Source organism: Synechococcus sp. O70.2 (assembly GCF_047462135.1).
Lineage (GTDB): Bacteria > Cyanobacteriota > Cyanobacteriia > Thermostichales > Thermostichaceae > Thermostichus.
Genome location: NZ_JANSIS010000006.1, coordinates 154,866 through 173,259 on the forward strand (window position 1 = coordinate 154,866; position 18,394 = coordinate 173,259).

Consider the following 18,394-nt stretch of genomic DNA (forward strand, 5'->3'; position numbering starts at 1 on the left):
CAATTGGATTCTCAACAGCCCCGCCCTGACCCTGCCCCACCCTCGCATGATGGAGCGCCCCTTCGTCCTGGCCCCCCTGTGCGAAATCAATCCCCACTGGCGCCACCCGGAAACCGGCATAGCCGCAGCCGAGGCGCTGGCTGCCCTGGATAGCTCCTGGCTCGAGCGCACCGACCTAGGCTGGGACTAAAGCTCTACAGTGCAGCCGCCATTTTGGCTGCCAGATCCACCAGCCGCGAGGCGTAGCCGTATTCGTTGTCGTACCAGGAGAGCACCTTCACTGTGCGATCCCCTAGCGTCATCGTCGACTCCAGATCCACAATTGAAGAGTGGGGATCGCCGATGATATCTGCCGAGACAATGTGCGGCGGGGCAATGGCCAGGATCCCGCGCATCGGCCCCTCCGCAGCCTCGACAAAAGCTTGGTTAACCGCCTCTTTGGTAATGGGCCGCTCAGTGCGCACCACAAAGTCCACAATCGAGCCGGTTAAGGTGGGCACCCGCAGCGCTAGGCCGTCCATCTTCCCTTTCAGGGCAGGCAAGACCTCGGCAACTGCCGTAGCTGCCCCTGTTGTGGAAGGCACAATCGACACCGCCGCCGAGCGGCCCCGGCGATAGTCCTTGGGATCCGGGCGATCCACAATGGCCTGGGTGGCGGTGTAGGCATGGCACGTGGTGAGAAAGCCCGTCTCGATGCCAAAGCGATCCAGCAAGACCTTGGCCAGCGGCGCCAGACAGTTGGTGGTACAGGAGGCGTTGGAGACGATGTGATGCCGCTCTGGGTCGTACTGGTCGTCGTTGACCCCTATCACCACCGTTAGGTCGGCACCCTTGGCAGGAGCAGAGATGATCACCTTTTTGGCGCCAGCTTCCAGGTGTTTGGCTGCTCCCTCCCGCTTGGTAAACAGGCCAGTGGACTCTATGACCAGTTCGACGCCCAGATCTTTCCAGGGCAGTTGCGCCGGATCCCGTTCTGCCAGAACTCGGATCTTGTGGCTGCCGACGTGCAGGTGGCCATCGGCAACGCTCACCGTCTGGGGCAGGCGGCCGTAGGCAGAGTCAAATTGGAGCAGGTAAGCTAGGTTTTCCGGCTCGGTTAGATCGTTAACCGCTACCACCTCCAGCCCCCGCTCTGGCTGGGAGAGCAGCGCTCGCAAAAACGAGCGGCCAATGCGACCAAATCCATTGATGGCTACCCGTGTGGTCATAGCAATCCTCCAGTAGCAGTCTAGGACGACGGGTTGGGGGCTGTAGCGCAGGAGACGCCAGTCCCCTAGAGATAGAGTGACACTCCCAGCCGCCGGAAGGGGAGGCTTAGTATGGCCGGCTTCTTGCAAGGCTCTAAGGCAGGGTTGCAGCAGGGGGCTGACCCGGGAATCTAGGGTCGGACTTCCCTGGCCGGGCGACTAGTTCTTCCCCCCAGACCCTTTGAGACGCAAGTTGATAACCGCGTTGCTTTTGGGTACGTTAGGTGCAAGCGCTCCCGAAACTGGGAACACAAGTCCCGAGTCCCATCTCTATGTGAAGGAAGGAAAGCGGGAGAAGTTATTTCCCAGCCAAAGAGCGGCAACTTTTCCAGAGAGGTTGGCAGCGGCCTTAAGCCTTTATAAGACTTTTAAGACAACGAAAACAACGGCGAGGGGATCCCGCCCATGGAAGCACGCAAACCTCTGAAGAAGTTGGAAAATCAGATGGAGCGGGCTGTTCTGGAGATGGTGAACGAGCTGCTGCTCATGGAAAGCCAGCAGCGCTACTGCTTGTGCGAAAGATTCTGTCACGATGCCGCTGCGCTGGCCCTCAACAACCTCCAGCCCCGCTACACTACTAGTTTTGAAGGCTCTATATACACCCTAGAGGCTATCCAGGCGGATCAGGAGTTGCAGAGGCAAATTCGCCTGGAAGTGACCAAGGCCATGGAGCGGGTGGCGGCCAATCCTCTCTGTCCAGAACCTGACTGTCCCCTGCGGCTGCGCAACGCCAAGACGGTAGAGTTAGAGCTAGCCGACAGCAATTCTGAACAAGAAAGCTAGAGGGAATGGACTCCATCGTCTCGTCTGCGCCAGTGGCTTTTCTAGGCCCTGCCGGAACCTACACGGAGTTGGCTGCCCTGCTGGCCTGTCCCGAGCAGCCCCACCTCCACAGCCAGGGATCCCATCCCTTGGTGCCCTACCCCACCATTAGCGCCTGCTTGGAAGCGGTGGCTGCCGGCGAGCAGGCCTGGGCAGTGGTGCCGGTAGAAAACTCCGTCGAGGGCGGCGTCTCGATGACCCTAGATGCCCTCTGGCAACTGGAAGGGCTAAGCATTCGCCAGGCGCTCATCCTGCCAATTCGCCATGCCCTCATCAGCTGTGCCTCCCGGCTAGAGCAGATTGAGCAGGTCTATTCCCACCCGCAAGCTTTGGCCCAATGTCAGGCTTGGTTGCGATCCCACCTGCCGCAGGCCACCTTGATCCCAACCCGCTCCACCACCGAAGAACTGGAGCGGCTGCAAAGCCGGCCCAAAGCTGCTGTCATCGCCTCAGAGCGGGCTGCAGATCTTTACCAACTGCCGGTCTTGGCCTGCCCAATCAACGACCACCCGGACAATTCCACCCGCTTTTGGGTGGTGGGCCGCTGCGGATCTTCACCGGGGGGATCCCACACTTCCCTGGCCTTTAGCCTGCCCCACAATGTGCCAGGAGCGCTGCTGAAGCCGCTGCAAGTTTTTGCCGAGCGGGGCCTGAACATGTCGCGCATTGAGTCCCGCCCCACCAAGAAATCGGCGGGAACCTACGTCTTCTTTGTCGATCTGGAAAACCCGGTCGGCCAACCCTATCTGCCTGATGAGGTCATTGCGGCCTTGGAGGCCATTGCCGAGATCCTCAAACTTTTTGGCAGCTACCCTGTCCATGACCTCAGCAAGCAGAACTACAGGGATCTGCTTGGCCAAGGCAATCCGGTTTATTCGTAGCTTTGCCAGGCCTGCCAAAAAACGTAGAGAGAAACCAGGGCCAGAAAGCTGCGCAACAGTAGCCTGACCACTGCCTCGGGCAATCTGGGCAAGAGGCGGGTGCTGACCTGAACGCCGGCTAATCCCCCCATCCCCAAGATGAGGCCGGGAATCCAGAGCACGTTCTGGCGGAGGGTGCCCTCCCCAAAGCCCAGGGCGTTCGCCATCCAATCGCCCAGGCCAGCATGGCCGAAGGTGGCAGCAGCGGCTGTAATCCCAATCACTCCCAAGCTGGTTTGGATGGCCACCTTGAGGGCTTCCCCCAACAGCAGGATCTGCAGCGGTACCAGGATAATGCCACCGCCAATGCCGAAAAGCCCCGCCAACAAGCCGGCAGCGCCCCCGGTCAGGATGCGGGCCAGCCAGGGAGGCATCGGGATCCTAATAGCAGAGCGGTTGCCGAGTTTCCCTGCATCGGGGGACTTCGTCCTGCCGGCCGCAGCACCTGGCCTCCCCAACCCTTGGGCGTGGGCGACCGCGGTTTTGCCCAGCTCCACCAGGTAAATGTTCGCTAGCAACAGCACCCCAAAGGCCGCTAGTAACAGATAGCCGGGCAGGTGACTGGCGAGGATCGCCCCTCCTTGGGCTGTGAACAGAGCCGGGATCCCCAGCAGAATTACCCGCTTGGGATCCAGCATTCCCCTGCGCCAGTTTTGGAAGCTGCCTGCTAGGGAGGTGAGGAGCATGGAAAAGTTGCTCGTGGCAACCGCCTGCAGCGGCGGGATCCCCAAGCTGACCTGCAAGGGCACCAGGATCGTGCCGCCGCCGATACCCAAAAGGCCGGCCAAGATCCCTGTTGCCACGCCGCCTATTGCCAAAGCTAGATTTTTTCCTACCAAGGCTTTGGCTCTCCTTACTTCCCCTAGGAGGCTACGGCAAGAAACTGCAGCGAGGCTTGGCTTCGCGCCAGGCACAGCCATCTAGAGCAATCCGCTCCACCTCTGAGGCCAGCTTTAGGGCCTTTAGGGCCTGCTCCCCGCCCACCGAAGGCTGGCTGCCGCCCCGCACACAGTTGATGAAATGCTCTAGCTCGGCATGGAGCTTATCAATAGGTTCGATATAAACCTTCTCGATAAGGCCCTCCCGCGGGTAAGGCACTTGGCCGTACTCGTGGCTACTGCTGCCTCCCTGGCGGTAAATCGAGATCTCGTTGTGGAGAAAATCGGCTTCCACGAGGGCATTTTTGCAGTGGACGGCGATGGTGCGCACCTTGCGGTGGGTAACCTTGCTGGCGGTGAGGGTGGCGATGGCGCCGTTGGCGAAGGTGAGGGTGGCCGTGACGTAGTCGAGATAGCCTAAGTTGGAGGCGCGGTTGCCGCTAGCAGTAATCTGGGTTACAGGGGAAGGGATCAGCTCCAGCAACAGGTCGATGTCGTGGATCATCAGGTCAAACACCACCGACACGTCGCTGGCCCGGTCGGAATAGGGGCTGAGTCGGTGGGCCTCAAAAGCCAGCGGCTCTTCGCGCTGCAAAACTTGCCCCAGCCTTTGAAAGACGGGGCTAAAGCGCTCGATGTGTCCCACCTGCAGAATACAATTGCAGTCGGCGGCGCGGTTGACCAGGGATTCTGCCTCGGCAATACTGGCGGCAATGGGCTTTTCAATGAGCACGTGTACCCCCGCCTCCAGGCAGGCCATACCCACCTCGTGGTGAAGAACGGTGGGAACGGCGATGGCCACGGCGGCCACGTGGGGCAGCAGCTCCCGGTAGTCTTCGTAGAAGTGAACTCGATAGCGGCTGGCTACATCCAGGCCCCGCTCCACGTTGATGTCGGCCACGCCCACCACTTGCACGTCCTTCATCAGGCTAAAGACGCGAGCATGGTGCTGGCCCATGTTGCCGACCCCGATGACGCCGACAGGAACCGGCTGGCTAGGGTAACGGCGGGGAGAGTTGGCAGGACGCGGGCAGGATCGAGCCATAGGTTACCACTACCTCCACCACAAGCGCTTGACAAACCACACCCCGCCTTCCGGCAAGGAAGCCCAGCTTCTCCTAGACAAACTGCCCAAAGCTTACCATGCCCCCCTCAAATCCAGTTCAAGCCAGGAACAGGCGGCAGGCGTAGGGGTGCTCGCTCGCAGGCCTGGGGGCTAAAGCAGAAGAGCAGTGTCGGGGTGGGGCGGAACCACATGCGCGCATAAAACTGGTCTGGCCTGAGGGGAAGGCCAAACCAAACAGGGAAGAAGAAGAGAAAAGACGCCAAAACCAAGCTCACCGCCATCCAGCTCACCCGCCGCCAGAAGCGACGGTAGTGCCGCCAGCCCAGCAGCACCAGCCAGGCCAGGGCCAGGGTGCTGAATGCCAGAGCGCTCATGTAGTGGTAGATGAAGACGCAGCGGCTGACGAGGAACCAGGGCAGGTAGTTGGCCGCGTAGCCAATTAAGATAAAGGCTTCCAGGCCGTGGAAGCGGCGGATCCCGCGCCAGACCAGCACCAGGATCGAGCCTGTCCCCAGCCACCACAGCCAGGGATTGCCCAGGCCATGGACTGCTCGCCACAGGTTGCCCTGGCTGCTGAAGTAGTAGCCCACCGGGCGGCCCATAATTGGCCAAGACCAGGCCCCTGCCGAGGCCAAGGGGGTGGTCAGCCAAGGGCGCAGCGCCGGGAACCAGGCCACCAGGGAGCGCAAGCTGGTGGAGCAATAGGGGTGGACGGGGGTGTTCTCATCGACCACAAGATCAGCATGCAGGTGCCCGCTGTAAACCGCCTGATTGATGAGCACTAGAGAGCGAAAGTAGTTCTGGATCCCGGTCCAGCTCCAATCCAGCGTCAGCCCCTGCTGCGGGTTGAGCTGCAGGTGTGGGATCCACTGAAGGGCATAAAAGGCCAGCGGCGCAAGGCCAAAGCAAAAGGCATAGTGCCACCAGCGCAGGTGGCGGATCTGGCTCAAGATCCCTAGCCTTGGGAGCCACTGCGGGCGCAGCCAGACCACCCCCCAGACCAGGATCCCCAGGAGGGCAAACATGAAAGCAAACCAGAGGCCATTCCACTTTACAGAAGCCGCCGCCCCCAGGAGGATGCCGGAGCCGGTGAGGTGAAGAGTCCGCTGCCAACCGCGGCGTTCCAGCCCGCTTAGGAGCAAAATCAAGGCCGCTAGGCCAAAGGCAACCAGGTACACGTTAATCAGGCCAAAGCGGGACTCCACGAGAAACACCCCGTCCGTGAGCAGCAGAGCCCCACTTAGGAGCGCAAAGCCCACGTGGTAGGTAAGGCGATAGGCCAAGCCAGCCAGCAAAAGCGGAATCAAGGACCCACACAAGGCGGTAGCTAGGCGAAAGCCCCACTCGTTGCGACCAAAGAGTTGGATGCTGAGGGCGATGAAGTACTTCCCCAGGGGCGGATGTACGTCGTAGAAGGGCTTCCCGTCGAGGTAATTTTGGGCAAACTGAGGGAAATACACCTCGTCGAACACCGGCGCCGGCAACTCGGCCAGTCGCCATAAGCGCAGCCCCAGGCTCATCAGAAAGATCCCAAGCGCTCCCCCCAACAGCCAGCGGCGCTCTCCTGCGGACCCAATTGCAGCTAGAGCGGCAGTTGCTGCCTCTGGGGGCAAGTTGCCAGCGGCTACCCCTTCGCGGGCAGAGGCAGCAAGGAGGGGCTTATCCCTTTCCGGCCTTGCGGGTTGGCGGGGTTGAGAAGAAGCCATGGGCAGGGGACGGCAGCAGAGATCCTCAGTGCTACTTTTTTAACCTGCCGCCGTTGCTAGGCCAGTCCCTACTTAAAGCCCTCAGGAGGTGGGAATGACCAGCTCCACGGCTGTATCCAGGCGCGAAGGTGGCACTGGGGCCTCGCCTGGGGCCAGCTCTAGGTAAGAGGCCAGCGGGTGGTTCTTTTTCCAGCGGGATCCGATTTCGGCGGCCATTTGCGTGACCTGGATTTGGTAGAGCTGGGCCAGGTCGTCGGCGTTGAGGTTGCCCCGTTCCACCTGGTTGCGGCTAGCCTCCGCCAGAACCTCCGCCACAAGGTTGCCCTGCTCGTCAAATCTCCACAGCTCCAGGCGGCTGCGGGAGCGCAGGCTTACCTCAGTGGGCGAAGTCGGGCGGGTGAGGACATCGACGCGGGCGATGACAATGGCCTCCAGGCCTAGGTAGTCGAAAAACCGGCTCACCGCTTCTGGCTTGCGGCGATCCCACTCAAACAGCTCGTAGATGGGCCAGCCCACCTGCCGCAGGATCGGCTGCAGGCGGCGGTTGTCCAGGGGCACCACCTTCTCGGTGTTGGGGATTAGGCCCAGGCGCACCACCTCTATGGCCAGGCGCTGGCTCAAAAGCCGGGTATGGTCCAGCCCTCCCACCCCCAAAATGCCAAGGCGACGCCGCGGCTGGGGCCGGAGGGGCACCTGCAAAACCACCTCCACAGGGGTGGTCAGGCCTGCCTGCAGCAGGATCTCCTGCTCTGCCTTTTCGTAATCGGGGTGCCACACCGTCAGCAGCCGGCGCCCAGCCGGGGCTTGGTTGAGCTCGAAGGCGCCCTGCTCGTCCGTTTGGATGGGCTGAGCGAGGTTCTCCAAGCCCTCTAAGTGCACCTGCGCCCCGGCCACCGGCTGCCCCAGGCTGTTGCTCACCTGCCCCACCAGACGCGCCTGGGATTTTACCTGGTTCCGCTGGGGAAACAAGGCCGTCAAAGGGAGAGGGGGGGTGGCCAGAGCCTGGGCCGAGACTTCCGCAGCCAGGGCTAGCCAACTGCCAAGTGCCAAGCTACCCAGGCCAATCCTGCGCTGCAGCGAGAAAAGGAAAACGAGAACAGCCATGACGACGTCCGCCAATTGCAGGGGGTTCTCCACAGGCAAGCTCCTCACTGAAGGAGGCGGCGCGGCAGCCCCCAGATTTAGCCGTGGGGTAGTTTACCCAGCAAAGGGGTTATTGGCCTGCCATTGCTGGATAAAGAGAGGCACCATGTTGCGCACCTGCAGCCGAAACAGGCCCGCCGCCGCATCTTCAAACAGCGGCTCCCCGCCCACGTCATCCCGCCCATAGGCCTCGTAGTAGCGAGCCCGATCCCCTGGCCGATCCTTCTGCAAGTCCACCACCACCACTACGCCACGGCTGCGCAGCTGGTTGGGGGTAAAGTTGGGGATCTCCACCGGGATTGCCGGCGCCAGCAAGCGCAGGGCCATATTCAGCAGCGGGCTGCCCTGTCGGTTGTAATCCCGCGAGATTTGCAGGTGGGTTAGGAGAATGTAGCGCAAGCCGAGGGCGTCGCCGATGGCCTTCAGCTTGGCCAAGTCGGCGGTGTAGCGCTCATCCCGATCCAACAAGGTTAGGCCCTGGACAAGTGGCAGGAGCGGCTCAAAGCGGGGATCTGGCCCTAGCGGTCCCTTTAGGAGGATCACGGGCCGCTGTGGCTGCAGCTCCTGAAGGGCAACGCTGAGGTGCCGGGCCAGCTCATCCGAGTAAACCGGCTCATCCGGCAACAGGCCAATGCCCTCCGGCTGGTGGGCCGGCTGCCCTGGCGGCAGGCGAATGTTTTGGGTGGACACAAAACCAGCCCGCACCTCCACCTGGGTGCTAGTGGGGGGAAACCCCGGCACCTCCACATCCACCAGGTACAGCCCCGCCGGCAGCTCTGGCAAGACATAGGTGCCGTCGGCGGCAATGGGAACTGTCTGTTGGGGTTGGGTGGCAGTGGCAGCAAGGCGGACAACCCCAGTCTGGACAGGCTGGCCGGCAATATCCAGCACCCGTCCCGTCACCACACCGCGCTGGCCTGCAGAGGGAAGCTCCTCCTGGCGGGCCTCCGTCTTGCTCTTGCCCACTTGCGCTTCTAGACGGCGCAGAGCTGGGATCCCTGCCGCCACCACCCACAGATCCCCATCGCCCAGCATCGCCAAGCCTGCCGGCTGTCTCTCCAGCCGTAGGGAGGTAACCAGTCGCCCCGCCTCTAGATCCACAATTTGCAGGCGGTCGCTGCTGCGGGCACTCACGTAGGCCCAGCGCCCATCGGGGGAAAGGGCCAGCCGCGTCGGCCGCCAATCTAGGCCAACTCGCTGCAGGAGCTTGCCGCTGCGGCTCAGATCCAGCACGGTCAGCTCTTGGCTACCCGAGTTGAGCACCACCAGGCGTTGCCGCTGGGCATCCAGAGCCATCGCCTCTGGAGTATGGCCGCCGCGCCAGCGGGCCAGCAGCTCGCCATTGTCGGGGTTGACCACCAGCACACTGAGGGGATCCCCACCACCCAGGCCCACAAATACCACTCCCTGCCGGACGTCATAGGCCAAAGCCAAAGGAGGGCCGGGCAGCGGCAAGTGGCGAGCCTGGGGCTGATCCGCTTCCCCCCAATGGATCACCGCCAAGCTTTGGGCGGCGGGCAGGGAGGCAAAAACCCGTCCCCTGGCAGGATCTACAGCCATATCCAAGACTCCTGCCGGCAGCCCATAAGTCCAGAGCAAATCCCCCGTGAGCAGATCGAGGGCCACCACCCCAGGAGCCTCGAGGCCAGAGGCATAGACCACTTGCCGGGCCGCATCCACCCGCACCACGCTGGGGGCAAAGCCCACCGCCACTTGCCACAGGGGATCCCCGCTCGACCCCTCCAGCAGCATTACCGCCTGGGCTTCCAGCAGCCCCACCGCCAGCCACCCCCGCTCCGGCACGCCGTCAATGCGATCCGCCGAGCTGGGCAGGGGTAACAACTTCTCCACCGTCAGGGGCCCGGCAGCGTCTTGAGAGGCCACCGGCATTTCCTGGGCCCAAACTGCAGATCCCAGGCCCAGCAGGCCGCCCACCACAACCAGCCACTGCCAGCGCATTTGATCCCCAGCCCTGCTCTGCTCCTTTGCCCAACCAGCATAGCCAACCCACCGAGAAAGCCCAAACGATTTTTGACAGCTTGTCCCGGTGACCTTAGAATGGATATTCGCTGGTTTTGGCAGGATAGCCATGAAGGTGCGGCCCTCCGTCCGACGAATCTGCGAAAAGTGCCGAGTCATTCGCCGCCGTGGCCGGGTGATGGTCATTTGTCCTGCCAACCCAAAGCACAAACAGCGGCAAGGGTAAAAGTAGGGGACGGAGGAGTGAGGCAGCGCTAGAGACAAGGGGCAGTTGGTGCAGCCTAAGCCATGCCTTTGGCAAGACGCTTCCCGACTGCAACAACTCAACTTTAGGAAGCCAGTTTACTTGAGTTTGTTGGAAAGGTACCCCTAACCATGGCACGAATTGCGGGCGTTGACATCCCCCGAGACAAGCGAATTGAGATTGCCCTCACCTACATCTACGGCATTGGGCTAACTCGCTCCCGCCAAATTCTGGCCAAGACGGGCATCAACCCCGATACCCGCACCCGCGACCTCACCGACGCGGAGATAGCCGCCCTAAGGGCTGTGGTGGAAAACGAGTACCAAGTGGAGGGGGATCTGCGCCGTCAGGAGGCGATGAACATCAAGCGCCTCATTGACATCGGCACCTACCGAGGTCGGCGCCACCGCCTGCGGTTGCCCGTGCGTGGCCAGCGCACCCGCACCAACGCCCGCACCCGCAAAGGAGTTAGGAAAACGGTAGCTGGCAAGAAGAAACCGCCAGCCAAGAAGTAAGTCCTGTTCCCCCCAATCTCCGCACACCTTACTTTAAGTCAACAAGGACGCAGAGGTCATGGCTCAGCAGCAACGGCGCGGACGCAAGGTCAAGAAAAATATCCCCAACGGCGTGGCCTACATCCAGTCCACCTTTAACAACACCATCGTCACCATTACCGATCCCAACGGCAACGTCGTGTGTTGGGCTTCGGCAGGTTCTACTGGATTCAAAGGTGCCAAGAAGGGTACTCCCTTTGCCGCTCAGGTGGCAGCAGAGAGCGCAGCGCGGCAAGCCATGGAGAACGGCATGCGGCAGATTGAGGTCATGGTCAGCGGTCCCGGAGCCGGTCGAGAGACAGCCATTCGAGCTCTCCAGGCGGCAGGCCTAGAAATCACCCTCATTCGCGACATCACTCCCATTCCCCACAACGGCTGCCGGCCTCCCAAGCGGCGGCGCGTCTAGGATCCCGACTTTTAGGGAAGCCAAGAGCTTGTTTTTAGAATCCTAGCCCCCAGCACCAGAGGGGGACTACCTTCTCCAACGCATAGCTAGCCAGACAGACAGGGCTACGCCATGATGCCAACCAGCCGAACCCTCCACCATTCAACCAGCAAAGCAGCAGCCAGTGCTGCTCCCTATCAAACTGAGTGCCTCGAATCCCATCAGGAAGCCAATGGTGTTTACTACGGCAAATTTGCCCTGGGGCCGCTGGAGCGCGGTCAGGGGATCACGGTAGGCAACGCCTTGCGCCGGGTGCTGCTTTCCAACCTCGAAGGCACGGCAGTGACGGCCGTACGCATTGCCGGGGTAAGCCACGAGTTTTCCACCGTGCCCGGGGTGCGGGAAGACGTGATGGAGATCCTGCTCAACATGAAGGAGCTGGTTCTGCGCTCCAGCTCCCCTGAGCCGCAGGTGGGCCGCCTAGTAGCCCAGGGGCCGGGGGAAGTGACCGCTGAAAAGCTGCAGCTGCCCAGCGGCGTAGAGGTGATCAACCCCCGTCACCACATTGCCACGCTGGCAGAGGGAGCCATCCTGGAGATGGAGTTCATGATTGGCCGTGGACGGGGCTATCGCGCCGTCGATTACGCCGACAGCAAATCCATGGCCATTGACTTTCTCCAAATTGACTCCGTCTTCATGCCGGTGCGCAAGGTCAACTACACCGTCGAGCCAGCCCGGGTGGGGCAGTCTTTGGAAAAAGATCGCCTAGTTCTGGAGATCTGGACCAACGGCAGCCTTACTCCCCAGGAAGCGCTTAGCCAAGCAGCTCGCATTTTGGTAGGTCTGTTCTCGCCGCTGCAGGAGGTTAGCTTTGACACCCCAGCAGCCCCCCAGCCAGCAGAGGACACCCAGAAAAACCAAATCCCCATCGAGGAGCTGCAGCTCTCGGTGCGGGCCTACAACTGCCTCAAGCGGGCCCAGATCCACACTCTGGCGGATCTGCTGCTCCATACCGAGGAAGATTTGCTGGAGATCAAAAACTTTGGCCAGAAATCCGCCGAAGAGGTGGTGCAAGCTTTGAAAAATCGCTTTGGCCTGACGCTGCCCCGCGAAAGGAGCAGAACCTAGCCTGCCCAGGGTGGGGCTCAAAACCCCAAGCTGCCTGAAACTCGAGGACAAAAAACAGAGGCTACCATGCGCCACCGCCGTCGTACCCCTCACCTCAACAAGCCTGCTGACCAACGCAAGGCTCTGCTGCGGGCCCTGACCACGGCCTTGCTACGGGAAGGGCGAATTGTTACCACCAAAGCCCGCGCCAAAGCTGTTCGGGCCACAGCCGAGAAGATGATTACCCTAGCCAAGGACGGCTCCCTGGCAGCGCGGCGGCAGGCCCTGGCCTACATCTACGACAAGGATCTGGTGCGATCCTTGTTTGAGCAGGCGCCCGAGCGCTACCGAGATCGAGCGGGAGGCTACACCCGCATCTTGCGCACCGTGCGCCGGCGGGGCGATGGGGCAGAAATGGCCGTCATCGAGTTGGTGTAGGCTTCATGCAAAGCCGTCGCATTGCCCTAAAGATTCAGTACCTGGGCAGGGACTTTCGCGGCTGGCAACGGCAGGTGGGCCACCGCACCGTACAAGGGGTACTAGAGGAGGCCATTGCCTCGCGGGCCGGGCACCCCGTTACCCTCTACGGAGCAGGGCGCACCGACGCCGGGGTACATGCGGCTGGCCAAGTAGCTCACTTCGACACCACCTGCGGCATTCCGCCCACGGAGTGGGCACGGGTGCTCAACGACTGCCTACCGGAAGATATAGTGGTACTGGCTTCAGCGCCTGTGTCCGAGGACTGGCATGCCCGCTTTTCCGCCAGGTGGCGCCGCTACCGCTACCTCATTCTCAATCGCGAGCGCCCAGATGTGTTCTGGCGGCCCTTTAGCTGGCAAGTGCGCTGGCCTTTGCAGGTGGAGCCAATGGCCGAGGCGCTGCGCTCCCTTTTGGGGGAGCACAACCTGGAAGCCTTCCGCCGGCGGGGATCCGATCGACCGCACTCGTGGGTGCGGGTGGAGGAGGTGCTCTGCCAGCGAGTAGGGGATCTCATCAGCATCGAAGTGCAGGCCAGCGGCTTCCTCTACCGGATGATGCGGCTGCTGGTGGGGTCTCTCGAGGTGGTGGGCCGGGGCGAGCTCAGCCCCCAGCAATTTGTCCACCTCTGGCAACACAACGACTGGAGCCAGATGCGCACCCGCTACAGCGCCCCTCCACAGGGCCTGTGCCTGTTGGATGTGGGCTATGCTAGGGATCCCTTTGGCCAACGCTTTCCTCCCTCCTTGCCCTTCTGGGGATCCCTTTCTTGGCCGGCAGGTGTTCTTTCTCTTGTCCCTTCTCTCTCCTAGCTGCCATGAACAAGACTCCCCTTCCTACCCCTTCCACCTTAGCCCCGCGCTGGTACGTAATTGATGCAGCTGGCCAGCGCCTTGGCCGCCTAGCGGTAGTGGTGGCCAACCTCTTGCGCGGCAAGCACAAGCCCAACTTCACCCCCCACCTGGATACGGGGGACTACGTGATCGTCATCAACGCTGAGAAAGTGGTGGTTACCGGCAAAAAGCGCACCCAAAAGCTCTACCGCCGCCACTCTGGCCGTCCCGGCGGGATGAAGGTGGAGACCTTTGCCCAACTGCAAGCCCGCCTGCCAGAGCGGGTGATTGAGAAAGCGGTGAAGGGGATGTTGCCCCACACCCGCCTAGGGCGGCGGCAATTTACCAAGCTGAAAGTGTACGCCGGCCCCCACCACCCCCACGAGGCCCAGCAGCCACAGGTCTATCCCATCCACACGATCCCAGGAGCCCAAGCATGACCCAGACAGCCAGCAACCCGCGAGCCGTCTACTGGGGAACTGGGCGCCGCAAAACTGCCATTGCTCGCGTGCGCCTGGTTCCTGGCACGGGCAAGATCATCATCAACGACCGGCCTGGCGAGGAGTACCTGCAGTACCAGGCGGCGTTCCTGGCCAGCGTCAAGGCGCCGCTGGAGCTCCTTGGCCTGGAGAACTCCTACGACATCTTGGCGCGAGCCCATGGGGGCGGCCTCCACGGCCAGGCCGATGCCATCAAGCTCGGGGTGGCCCGCGCCCTCTGCCAGCTGGATCCCTCCAACCGCGGCCCCCTCAAGGCCGAGGGCTACCTAACTCGCGATCCCCGCGCTGTGGAGCGCAAGAAGTACGGCTTGCGCAAAGCCCGCAAAGCTCCTCAGTACTCGAAGCGGTAAGGGCCGGCATTGCGGCGGTAGGTATTGGGTTGATAGACATTTATTACAGGCTTATATCCACCCAGGGAGGAGGCTCTCATGCCCAAGAAAGGCATTCACCCCCAGTGGTACCCCGAGGCCAAAGTCATCTGCAACGGCGAGGTGGTCATGACGGTGGGATCCACCAAGCCAGAGCTCAGGGTTGAAGTCTGGTCTGGCAACCACCCCTTCTTCACCGGCACCCAAAAGATCATCGACACCGAAGGGCGAGTGGAGAAGTTCATGCGCAAGTACGGCATGAGCAGTGGCAAGAAAGCCCAGTAGAGCTTTCCCTTGCCTTGCTCAGGACGGCTTGGGTTTCTTGCTGACTTAGACCTATGGCTTCTGCTCAACTCATCGAGCAGCTCAAAAACGTCGAAGCTACCTTCCAGGAGCTGACGGTGCGCCTGGCGGATCCCGAGGTGGCGACAGACCCTGCGGAGCTGCAGCGAATCGCCAAGGCCCGCTCCTCCCTAGAAGCAACGGTGCAGGCCTTCCATGACTGGCAAAAGCTAACTCGCGACCTCAAGCAGACGGAGGAGCTTTTGCGCGAGGCGGCCTCTGACCCGGAGCTGGAGGCAATGGTAAGGGCAGAGCTGGAGCAGCTGCGCGCCCGTCAGGAGCAACTGGAGGAAAAGCTTACCCTGCTGCTGCTGCCCCGGGATCCCAACGACGAAAAGAACATCATGTTGGAGATCCGCGCTGGCACTGGGGGAGAGGAAGCAGCCCTGTGGGCAGCTGATCTAGCCCGCATGTACACCCGCTACGCCGAGAAGATGGGCTGGTCAGTGCGCTTGGTCAGCCTCTCTGAGGGCGACATGGGCGGCTACAAAGAGGCCATCCTGGAAATCCGCGGCGATCAAGTCTATAGCAAGCTCAAGTTCGAGGCCGGTGTGCACCGGGTCCAGCGGGTACCCATCACGGAAGCCCAGGGGCGCATCCACACTTCGACGGCCACGGTAGCGGTAATGCCAGAAGCGGACGAGGTGGAGGTGGTCATCGATCCCAAAGATATCGAGATTAGGACAGCGCGTTCCGGCGGGGCAGGGGGACAAAACGTGAACAAGGTGGAAACAGCGGTGGATCTTTTCCACAAGCCCACTGGGATCCGGGTTTTCTGCACCGAGGAGCGCTCCCAGCTGCAAAACCGGCAGCGGGCCATGCAGATTTTGCGGGCCAAGCTCTACGAGATGAAGCTGCGCGAGCAGCAGGCCTCCATTAGCTCCGCCCGCCGCATGCAGGTAGGAACAGGAGCCCGTTCAGAAAAAATTCGCACCTACAACTACAAGGACAATCGGGTTACCGACCACCGCCTCAACCAAAATTTCCCGCTCGAGCCAATTTTGGAAGGGGAGCTGGACGAGTTAATCCAAGCTTGTATTGGCCTATACCAAAAGGAGCTGTTGGCGGAGCTCTCTTGAGGAGGGCTGGGTTCTTTCTGGCGGTAGAATAATGCCTGCGTCAGTGACCCAAGGAATCCTCATGCTGGCTGAGTACCGCCAACACGCTGCCGCCCGTGCGGCGCAAGGGATCCCGCCACTGCCCTTGAATGCCGCCCAGACCAGCCAGGTGTGCGAGCTGCTTAAGGATCCCCCGCCTGGAGAGGAGGCTTTTCTGTTGCACCTCCTCACGGAGCGCGTCCCGCCGGGGGTGGACGAGGCAGCCTATGTGAAGGCCGGCTTTTTGGCCGCTGTGGCCAAGGAGGAGGTGCGCTCCCCCCTCATTCCTCCCTTGCGGGCAGTGGAGCTCCTGGGCACGATGTTGGGGGGCTACAACGTCCAGGTACTGCTGGAGCTGCTGCAGGATAGGCGGCAGGAGATCGCGGCGGCGGCGGCCCGCGCCCTCAGCCACACGCTGCTGGTCTTCGATGCCTTTCACGACGTACTGGAGCTGAGCCAGGCCGGCAACGTCTATGCGCGGCAGGTGCTGGAATCCTGGGCCGCTGGGGAGTGGTTTACTGCCAAGCCGCCTCTAGCTGAGGCCATCACCGTCACGGTGTTCAAGGTTGCCGGCGAAATCAACACCGACGACCTCTCCCCTGCCGCCCACGCCACCACCCGCCCAGACATCCCCCTTCACGCCCAGAGCATGTTGGAGTCGCGGGCACCGGGGGCCATAGCTGCCATTGCTGAGCTCAAGCGCCGCGGCCATCCGGTGGCCTTTGTGGGGGATGTGGTGGGCACGGGATCCTCCCGCAAGTCCGCCCTCAATTCCCTCCTTTGGCACATTGGCCACGACATTCCCTATGTGCCCAACAAGCGGACCGGGGGCGTTATCCTGGGGGGCACGATTGCACCGATTTTCTTCAACACCGCCGAGGATGCGGGCGCTCTGCCCATCCAGTGCGATGTCTCCCCATTGGAGACGGGCATGGTGGTCACGATCTATCCCTACGAGGGCGTGATCCGCTCCCAGACGGGCGAAATTCTCGCCAGCTTTTCCCTGCGTCCTGTCACCTTGCCGGACGAGGTGCGGGCCGGGGGCCGCATCCCCCTTTTGATTGGCCGGGCCCTCACCGACAAAACCCGCCAGGCCCTGGGGCTGGATCCTTCTCCTCTCTTTATCCGCCCCACCCCGCCCCCCGACACGGGCAAAGGCTATACCCTGGCCCAGAAAATCGTGGGCAAAGCCTGTGGGCTACCAGGGGTGCGCCCTGGCACGAGTTGCGAGCCCCTGATGACCACCGTGGGATCCCAGGACACCACTGGCCCCATGACCCGCGACGAGCTCAAGGAGCTGGCCTGTCTGGGCTTTAGCGCCGACCTGGTGCTGCAGAGCTTCTGCCACACCGCCGCCTATCCCAAGCCGGTGGACATCCAAATCCACAAAGAGCTGCCCGACTTCTTTGCCTCGCGGGGAGGGGTTGTCCTGCGGCCAGGCGATGGCATCATCCACTCCTGGCTCAACCGCATGCTCCTGCCCGATACCGTCGGCACGGGGGGCGACTCCCACACCCGCTTTCCTCTGGGCATCTCCTTCCCGGCTGGATCGGGTCTGGTGGCCTTTGCCGCGGCCATGGGGGTGATGCCCCTCAACATGCCGGAGTCGGTGCTGGTGCGCTTTAAGGGGGAATTGCAGCCTGGGATTACTCTGCGGGACCTTGTTCACGCCATTCCCTACGTGGCCATCCAGCGGGGGCTGCTTACCGTCGAGAAGCAGGGCAAGAAAAACGTCTTCGCTGGGCGAATTATGGAAATCGAGGGCCTGCCCAATCTGAAGGTGGAGCAAGCCTTCGAGTTTACCGACGCCTCGGCGGAACGCAACTGCGCCGCCTGCACCATTAAGCTAAGCGTTGAGAGCGTTGCCGAGTACCTGCGCTCCAACGTGGTGCTGCTGAAAAACATGATTGCCCGCGGCTATCAGGACGCCCGCACCCTGCTGCGGCGCATTGCCAAGATGGAGGCCTGGCTGGCCAACCCCACCCTGCTGGAAGCGGATCCCGACGCCGAATACGCCGCTGTCATTGAGATTGATCTCAACACCATCACCGAGCCAATTGTCTGCGCCCCCAACGATCCCGATAAAGTAATGACTCTGAGCGAAGTCCACGCCCAGCACGCGGCCGGCAACCCCGATACGCCCATCCACATTGACGAGGTGTTCATTGGCTCCTGCATGACCAACATTGGCCACTACCGCGCCGCTGCCAAGATCTTGGAAGGCCAGGGGCGGGTTAAGGTGCGCCAACTGTGGATCTGTCCCCCCACGCGCATGGACGAGGCGCAACTGCGTGCTGAAGGGGTGTACAGCATCTTTGCCGCTGCTGGAGCGAGAACAGAGATGCCTGGCTGCAGCCTGTGCATGGGCAACCAGGCTCGCGTGGCCGATGGAGCCACCGTCATGTCCACCTCCACCCGCAACTTTGACAACCGCATGGGCAAAGGCGCACGGGTCTACCTGGGATCCGCCGAGCTGGCTGCTGTCTGCGCCCTCTTGGGGCGGATCCCAACGGTGGAGGAATACCGGCAGATCGTTGCCACCAAGATCCAGCCCTTTGCCGGCGAAGTGTACCGCTACCTCAACTTCCACGAGATCCCTGGCTTTGAGGACGAGGGACGGGTCATCCCCAGAGAGCAAATGCCCAAGCTGGAAGAGGCGGTGGGGATCCAGTCTTGAGCAGAGGGGCAAAGGCGTCGAGCCTGCTACCATGGCAGGATGGTGGCG

The 18,394-nt window shown here is 61.9% G+C and carries 20 protein-coding genes; 14 read left to right on the forward strand and 6 right to left on the reverse strand.

The annotated features are described in order from the left end of the window. Positions 1-190: 2-amino-4-hydroxy-6-hydroxymethyldihydropteridine diphosphokinase (locus NW812_RS08455; protein ID WP_414395848.1), on the forward strand; the 190-nt coding region annotated here is incomplete at its 5' end. Between the two features lie 4 nt (positions 191-194). Here the strand turns inward: NW812_RS08455 and gap are convergent. Then, complete coding sequence (gene gap / locus NW812_RS08460; RefSeq protein ID WP_414395850.1) at positions 195-1,208, reverse strand: type I glyceraldehyde-3-phosphate dehydrogenase; 1,014 nt, start codon at positions 1,206-1,208, stop codon at positions 195-197. A 444-nt stretch (positions 1,209-1,652) separates the two neighbouring features. On the opposite strand from gap, the gene NW812_RS08465 reads away from it, so the two are divergent. Further along, positions 1,653-2,030, forward strand: coding sequence for a late competence development ComFB family protein (locus tag NW812_RS08465; protein WP_414395852.1), 378 nt, complete (start codon positions 1,653-1,655; stop codon positions 2,028-2,030). 5 nt (positions 2,031-2,035) lie between these two features. Then, entirely contained in the window at positions 2,036-2,950 is a 915-nt protein-coding gene (gene pheA / locus NW812_RS08470) for a prephenate dehydratase (protein WP_414395853.1), read from the forward strand. Here pheA and NW812_RS08475 read toward each other — a convergent pair. The 5 genes from NW812_RS08475 to NW812_RS08495 all read right to left on the reverse strand — a co-directional run bounded on the left by NW812_RS08475 (position 2,941) and on the right by NW812_RS08495 (position 9,741). Further along, the gene (locus NW812_RS08475; protein ID WP_414395855.1) at positions 2,941-3,792 is read right to left on the reverse strand and encodes a sulfite exporter TauE/SafE family protein; all 852 of its coding nucleotides are present in this window, start codon (positions 3,790-3,792) and stop codon (positions 2,941-2,943) included. The genes pheA and NW812_RS08475 overlap by 10 nt on opposite strands. A gap of 67 nt (positions 3,793-3,859) precedes the next feature. Further along, positions 3,860-4,912: a Gfo/Idh/MocA family oxidoreductase gene (locus NW812_RS08480; protein WP_414395857.1), complete on the reverse strand. Its 1,053-nt coding sequence runs from the start codon at positions 4,910-4,912 to the stop codon at positions 3,860-3,862. Positions 4,913-5,019: 107 nt separating this feature from the next. Further along, positions 5,020-6,639 carry a phospholipid carrier-dependent glycosyltransferase gene (locus NW812_RS08485; RefSeq protein ID WP_414395859.1) on the reverse strand — a complete coding sequence of 540 codons (1,620 nt, stop codon included), beginning with the start codon at positions 6,637-6,639 and terminating at the stop codon, positions 5,020-5,022. Positions 6,640-6,720: 81 nt separating this feature from the next. Continuing rightward, positions 6,721-7,776 (reverse strand): carboxypeptidase-like regulatory domain-containing protein, encoded by a 1,056-nt coding sequence (locus NW812_RS08490; protein WP_414395861.1) that lies wholly within the window; start codon positions 7,774-7,776, stop codon positions 6,721-6,723. A 60-nt stretch (positions 7,777-7,836) separates the two neighbouring features. After that, entirely contained in the window at positions 7,837-9,741 is a 1,905-nt protein-coding gene (locus NW812_RS08495) for a carboxypeptidase regulatory-like domain-containing protein (RefSeq protein ID WP_414395863.1), read from the reverse strand. Positions 9,742-9,871: 130 nt separating this feature from the next. Here NW812_RS08495 and rpmJ point away from each other — a divergent pair, with 130 nt between their 5' ends. The 11 genes from rpmJ (at position 9,872) to acnB (ending at position 18,346) form a co-directional block, all read left to right on the forward strand. Then, positions 9,872-9,988 (forward strand): 50S ribosomal protein L36, encoded by a 117-nt coding sequence (gene rpmJ, locus NW812_RS08500; RefSeq protein ID WP_414395865.1) that lies wholly within the window; start codon positions 9,872-9,874, stop codon positions 9,986-9,988. A 149-nt stretch (positions 9,989-10,137) separates the two neighbouring features. Continuing rightward, on the forward strand, positions 10,138-10,521 hold the full coding sequence (rpsM, locus tag NW812_RS08505; RefSeq protein WP_414395867.1) for a 30S ribosomal protein S13: 384 nt from the start codon (positions 10,138-10,140) through the stop codon (positions 10,519-10,521). 58 nt (positions 10,522-10,579) lie between these two features. Next, positions 10,580-10,966, forward strand: coding sequence for a 30S ribosomal protein S11 (gene rpsK, locus NW812_RS08510; protein WP_414395869.1), 387 nt, complete (start codon positions 10,580-10,582; stop codon positions 10,964-10,966). A gap of 114 nt (positions 10,967-11,080) precedes the next feature. Continuing rightward, on the forward strand, positions 11,081-12,073 hold the full coding sequence (locus NW812_RS08515; RefSeq protein ID WP_414395924.1) for a DNA-directed RNA polymerase subunit alpha: 993 nt from the start codon (positions 11,081-11,083) through the stop codon (positions 12,071-12,073). 66 nt (positions 12,074-12,139) lie between these two features. Next, entirely contained in the window at positions 12,140-12,490 is a 351-nt protein-coding gene (gene rplQ / locus NW812_RS08520) for a 50S ribosomal protein L17 (RefSeq protein WP_414395870.1), read from the forward strand. 5 nt (positions 12,491-12,495) lie between these two features. Further along, a complete protein-coding gene (gene truA, locus NW812_RS08525) occupies positions 12,496-13,341 on the forward strand; it encodes a tRNA pseudouridine(38-40) synthase TruA (RefSeq protein WP_414395872.1) in 846 nt (281 codons plus the stop codon). 5 nt (positions 13,342-13,346) lie between these two features. Further along, positions 13,347-13,802 (forward strand): 50S ribosomal protein L13, encoded by a 456-nt coding sequence (gene rplM / locus NW812_RS08530; RefSeq protein WP_414360726.1) that lies wholly within the window; start codon positions 13,347-13,349, stop codon positions 13,800-13,802. After that, entirely contained in the window at positions 13,799-14,212 is a 414-nt protein-coding gene (rpsI, locus tag NW812_RS08535; RefSeq protein ID WP_414395873.1) for a 30S ribosomal protein S9, read from the forward strand. Before rplM ends, rpsI begins: the two co-directional genes overlap by 4 nt. A gap of 78 nt (positions 14,213-14,290) precedes the next feature. Then, entirely contained in the window at positions 14,291-14,515 is a 225-nt protein-coding gene (gene rpmE, locus NW812_RS08540; RefSeq protein ID WP_414395874.1) for a 50S ribosomal protein L31, read from the forward strand. A 53-nt stretch (positions 14,516-14,568) separates the two neighbouring features. After that, entirely contained in the window at positions 14,569-15,651 is a 1,083-nt protein-coding gene (prfA, locus tag NW812_RS08545; protein WP_414395876.1) for a peptide chain release factor 1, read from the forward strand. A 61-nt stretch (positions 15,652-15,712) separates the two neighbouring features. Further along, a complete protein-coding gene (gene acnB / locus NW812_RS08550) occupies positions 15,713-18,346 on the forward strand; it encodes a bifunctional aconitate hydratase 2/2-methylisocitrate dehydratase (RefSeq protein ID WP_414395926.1) in 2,634 nt (877 codons plus the stop codon). Positions 18,347-18,394: the final 48 nt, after the last annotated feature.

Bases quoted from the DNA above. Each gene is read 5' to 3' on its own strand.
- gap (WP_414395850.1), bottom strand. From the start codon at position 1,208: ATGACCACACGGGTAGCCATCAATGGATTTGGTCGCATTGGCCGCTCG.
- NW812_RS08465 (WP_414395852.1), top strand. From the start codon at position 1,653: ATGGAAGCACGCAAACCTCTGAAGAAGTTGGAAAATCAGATGGAGCGG.
- pheA (WP_414395853.1), top strand. From the start codon at position 2,036: ATGGACTCCATCGTCTCGTCTGCGCCAGTGGCTTTTCTAGGCCCTGCC.
- NW812_RS08480 (WP_414395857.1), bottom strand. From the start codon at position 4,912: ATGGCTCGATCCTGCCCGCGTCCTGCCAACTCTCCCCGCCGTTACCCT.
- NW812_RS08485 (WP_414395859.1), bottom strand. From the start codon at position 6,639: ATGGCTTCTTCTCAACCCCGCCAACCCGCAAGGCCGGAAAGGGATAAG.
- NW812_RS08495 (WP_414395863.1), bottom strand. From the start codon at position 9,741: ATGCGCTGGCAGTGGCTGGTTGTGGTGGGCGGCCTGCTGGGCCTGGGA.
- rpmJ (WP_414395865.1), top strand. From the start codon at position 9,872: ATGAAGGTGCGGCCCTCCGTCCGACGAATCTGCGAAAAGTGCCGAGTC.
- rpsM (WP_414395867.1), top strand. From the start codon at position 10,138: ATGGCACGAATTGCGGGCGTTGACATCCCCCGAGACAAGCGAATTGAG.
- rpsK (WP_414395869.1), top strand. From the start codon at position 10,580: ATGGCTCAGCAGCAACGGCGCGGACGCAAGGTCAAGAAAAATATCCCC.
- NW812_RS08515 (WP_414395924.1), top strand. From the start codon at position 11,081: ATGCCAACCAGCCGAACCCTCCACCATTCAACCAGCAAAGCAGCAGCC.
- rplQ (WP_414395870.1), top strand. From the start codon at position 12,140: ATGCGCCACCGCCGTCGTACCCCTCACCTCAACAAGCCTGCTGACCAA.
- truA (WP_414395872.1), top strand. From the start codon at position 12,496: ATGCAAAGCCGTCGCATTGCCCTAAAGATTCAGTACCTGGGCAGGGAC.
- rplM (WP_414360726.1), top strand. From the start codon at position 13,347: ATGAACAAGACTCCCCTTCCTACCCCTTCCACCTTAGCCCCGCGCTGG.
- rpsI (WP_414395873.1), top strand. From the start codon at position 13,799: ATGACCCAGACAGCCAGCAACCCGCGAGCCGTCTACTGGGGAACTGGG.
- rpmE (WP_414395874.1), top strand. From the start codon at position 14,291: ATGCCCAAGAAAGGCATTCACCCCCAGTGGTACCCCGAGGCCAAAGTC.
- prfA (WP_414395876.1), top strand. From the start codon at position 14,569: ATGGCTTCTGCTCAACTCATCGAGCAGCTCAAAAACGTCGAAGCTACC.
- acnB (WP_414395926.1), top strand. From the start codon at position 15,713: ATGCTGGCTGAGTACCGCCAACACGCTGCCGCCCGTGCGGCGCAAGGG.